Consider the following 3,864-nt stretch of genomic DNA (forward strand, 5'->3'; position numbering starts at 1 on the left):
CAGGCGTTTCTGCGCCTAGCGACGGCGCTGGGGAAGTACTCGGTGTGCAAACGGGTGGCCGGGCACAACGCCGAGGCCATGGAATGTCTGGGTGGCAGCGGGGTAATGAACGAATTCATGACAGCGCGCCTGTACCGGGAGGCGCCGATCAATGCCATCTGGGAGGGTAGCGGCAATGTGCAGTGTCTGGATATTCTGCGGGCATTGGACAAGCAGCCGGAAACCCGAGAGGCGCTGTTCAGCGAGTTTCAGCGCAGCCGGGGCGTGGATGCCCGGCTGGACCGCTATGTGGTCGACCTGGAGGCGGCGCTCAAGGCGCCGGAGGCGCGGGAGTATCGGGCGCGGAGTCTGGCCGAGGCGATGGCGGTGGCCTTGCAGGCATCATTGTTGCTCCGCCACGGCGATCGGCGCGTGGCGGAGGCCTTCATCGCCAGCCGGATTGAGCAGCCGCACGGGTTGTACGGTAATTTGCCCAAAGGTGTGCCGGTGAAGGAGATTATTGCGCGGGCCTTACCGATGTATGGGTAACGGCGGATGCGCCTTCGGCTTATCCGCCCTACGGATAGTGCGGCAAATGGCATAGGGCGGATAAGCGAAGCGCATCCGCCGTTACCCAACGTGAATCAACAACGAACTGTTACACCTCACCCCGATCATGCGGCGCATCCAACCCCAACTCCGGCCCCACCGGCACGATCCGGGTCGGGTTGATGGTGTCGTGGCTGTAATAATAATGGTGCTTGATATGGTCCAGATGCACCGTCTCTTTCACCCCGGGTACCTGGTACAACTGACGCAGGTAATTCGACAGATTCGGGAAGTCCGCAATCCGGTTCCGGTTGCATTTGAAATGACCCACATACACGGCATCGAATCGTACCAGGGTGGTGAACAGCCGCCAGTCCGCCTCGGTCAGAGTGTCCCCGGCCAGAAACTTCTGCTGTCCCAGTAACGCTTCCACATCATCCAACGCGGCGAACAGTGCCTGAAAGGCTTTCTCATACTTGTCTTGCCGGGTGGCAAAACCGGAGCGGTACACCCCGTTGTTGATGTTGTGATACACCTTCTCGTTAATCGCATCGATCTCCGAACGCATTGCTTCCGGATAAAAATCCCGGGGTGCTTTGGCCAGATCCCAGAAACCGCTGGAGAGCATGCGGATGATTTCGGCGGACTCGTTGTTGACGATGGTTTCGCGCTGCTTGTCCCAGAGTACCGGTACGGTCACCCGGCCGGAGTAATCCGGTTGTGCTTTGGTGTACACCTGATGCATACAATCAAAACCGTATAAGGGCTCCGGGCCCTCAGTGCTGAAGGTTTTATCGGCCCGGAACTCCCAGCCGTTTTCCAGCATGTGCGGATGCACCACCGAGACGCTGATGACGTCCTCCAGCCCGAGCAGGGCGCGGAAAATCAGGGTGCGATGGGCCCAGGGGCAGGCGTAGGACACGTACAAGTGATAGCGCCCCGCCTCGGCTTTGAAGCCGCCCTCACCGCTGGGGCCGGCGCTGCCGTCCCGGGTCACCCAGTGGCGGAACTGGGCGTCTTCCCGAATGAATTCCCCACCGGTTTTTTCGGTGTCGTACCACTGATCATGCCACTTGCCTTTGACTAGCAGGCCCATGGTTGTGCTCCCCAAGTTGGTGTCTATTGATTCAAGGCTAACGGCCTTTACGAAAGATATCCACGGGAGTGTTAAGTGAGATAACCAATCTTTACATTTACTGTTCGGCCCGCAACCCCCGTTATCTCGTCATTTGTATGATTTTAGCGTAGGCTGTAATGCTTACGAATGATCGTTTGTGATAACAAAGCAGTATCCCTGACCTCCAGGGAATCCCCGACCTTAATTGACCTGAAAACCATCAGACGCTTATGAAAATTTCGATGTTTTGCTCTCGTGCCAGTCGCGCCCTATTGGGTGTTCTGGCGGTCTCCGTGACCGTTGCCTGTTCCGACTCCGGTGAAGAGCCGGGAGGCTCCGGTGGCGGGCCGGGGGAGCGTAAGCCCCAGCCGGTGTTGACGGCGGCAGCAGAGTACGCCTACGAGACCACATCGCTGGAGGCGGTGGGAACATCCCGCGCGCTCAAGTCGGTCACGATAGAATCGGCGGTGTCTGGTGAAGTGGTGGAGGTCAATTTTTCGGCGGGGGATAAAGTAGAGCAAGGGCAGGTGCTGCTCCGCCTGGACGATCGGGACGAACGCCTGGCGGTGCAGGCAGCCGAGTTGGAATTGGCCGATGCCGAGCGTCAGCTCGATCGCTATCAGCGCTCGGTACAGAGCGGCGGCGTGACCCAGTCCGACCTGGATGATGCCCGCAGCGCCGTTGAACGCGCCCGGATTGCGCTGGAGCGTGCCCGGGTCGATTTAAATTACCACACCATCCGAGCGCCATTCAGCGGTTACGTCGGGCTCACCGACCTTGACCCCGGTGCCTGGATTGATCCCGATACCGCTATTACAACCCTGGATGATCGCAGCACCTTGTTGGTCCGGTTTGAATTGCCCGAATTGCTGTTGGGTAAGCTTCAGCGTGGTGAGGACATTGAAGTGACCACTTGGAGTAATAGTTTCGCCCAGGCGACCGGCACGATTGTTGATGTGTCGTCCAGGGTGGATGAAGTCCGCCGGACGTTCACGTTGCGCGCCCATGTCGATAATGCCAATGACGTGCTGTTGCCGGGGATGAGCTTCCGGATCAACCTGAGTCTTCAGGGCAACCGCTACCTGTCAGTACCTGAAGTGTCCGTTCAGTGGGGCGGAGAGGGCGCCTATGTATGGACCATCGAGGATGGCAAGGCGCAGCGGGTCGCGGTCAATCTGATCGAACGGAATCAACGCGGCGTGTTGGTTGAAACTGACCTGCAAGAGGGCGCCCCGATCATTACCGAAGGTGTGCATATCGTTCGTTCGGGCATGGACGTTCGCCCCTTGAACGCCGAACTGGGCGAGAATGACGGCGCCTATCGGGACTCTGGAGAATCAGAGGAAGGAGAAGAGTCGTGAGCGATGAAAAAAACCGGGCTGACATTCAGGAAGTCAATGACCTCCCCAGTCTGAGTATTCGCCGCCCGATTCTGGTACTGGTCATCAACCTGCTGATTGCCCTTGCCGGCGCGGCCGCCATTCTTGCCGTGGAAGTGCGTGAGCTTCCGAATATCGACTACCCCTATGTCAGTGTCAACGGCAATTATCCGGGTGCCTCGCCAGAAACCATGGACGCGGAAGTCACCTCTGTCGTGGAGGGGGCTGTGGCACGCGTGACCGGTTTGCGCTCCGTCCGCTCGGACAGTGAAGAGGGCAACTTCCGGATGTCGCTCGAGTTCAATGCGGGCGTGGATCTGAATGATGTGGCCTCTGAAGTCCGCGAAGCGGTCAGCCGTGTGCAACGTGAACTGCCGGAAGATGTGGAACAACTGACGGTGGTCAAGGCCGACCCCGATGCCCAGTCAATCATCAATATCGCCGCCATCAGTGATTCACTGAGCGAGACTGAACTGACCCAGCGAATTGAGCGGGACATCATTCCCGAATTGATCTCGGTCACCGGAGTGGCCGATGTTCAGGTGTTCGGGGGGCGCAATCGTATCGTCCGGGTGGTGATGGACCCAATGAAGCTGGCCAGTTTCGGATTGGGCGTGACCGATGTGGCCAATGCCTTGCGCAACGCACCCTACGATGTGCCCAGCGGTAGCTATCGCTCCAGCGATCAGGAATTGCTGGTCAGGGCCGATGCGACGGCGACCACGGAAGAAGATATTCGAAGTATTATCGTCGAGGGCAACACTCGGGTCGGGGATATCGCCCGGGTGTTTTATACCCCGCGTGATGCCGATTCACTGGTGCGGTTCAACGGCCAGCCTG

Annotated in this window: 4 protein-coding genes; 3 read left to right on the forward strand and 1 reads right to left on the reverse strand. The window is 58.7% G+C overall.

Going from position 1 to position 3,864, the window contains the following annotated elements; translation table 11 throughout:
- Nucleotides 1–528: acyl-CoA dehydrogenase family protein (locus tag B3187_RS06565; RefSeq protein WP_286805260.1), on the forward strand; the 528-nt coding region annotated here is incomplete at its 5' end.
- A gap of 109 nt (nucleotides 529–637) precedes the next feature.
- Here the strand turns inward: B3187_RS06565 and B3187_RS06570 are convergent.
- Nucleotides 638–1,624: a glutathione S-transferase family protein gene (locus B3187_RS06570; RefSeq protein WP_123637054.1), complete on the reverse strand. Its 987-nt coding sequence runs from the start codon at nucleotides 1,622–1,624 to the stop codon at nucleotides 638–640.
- A gap of 251 nt (nucleotides 1,625–1,875) precedes the next feature.
- On the opposite strand from B3187_RS06570, the gene B3187_RS06575 reads away from it, so the two are divergent.
- Both B3187_RS06575 and B3187_RS06580 read left to right on the forward strand, forming a co-directional pair.
- Nucleotides 1,876–3,006, forward strand: coding sequence for an efflux RND transporter periplasmic adaptor subunit (locus tag B3187_RS06575; protein WP_286805262.1), 1,131 nt, complete (start codon nucleotides 1,876–1,878; stop codon nucleotides 3,004–3,006).
- Nucleotides 3,003–3,864: efflux RND transporter permease subunit (locus tag B3187_RS06580; RefSeq protein ID WP_286805264.1), on the forward strand; the 862-nt coding region annotated here is incomplete at its 3' end. The genes B3187_RS06575 and B3187_RS06580, both read left to right, overlap by 4 nt.

This window comes from Marinimicrobium sp. UBA4209 (assembly GCF_002381585.1).
In the GTDB taxonomy this organism is placed as follows: Bacteria; Pseudomonadota; Gammaproteobacteria; order Pseudomonadales; family Cellvibrionaceae; genus Marinimicrobium; species Marinimicrobium koreense.

Excerpts from the sequence above, each read along its gene's own strand:
- B3187_RS06570 (WP_123637054.1), bottom strand. The coding sequence starts at position 1,624 with ATGGGCCTGCTAGTCAAAGGCAAGTGGCATGATCAGTGGTACGACACC.
- B3187_RS06575 (WP_286805262.1), top strand. The coding sequence starts at position 1,876 with ATGAAAATTTCGATGTTTTGCTCTCGTGCCAGTCGCGCCCTATTGGGT.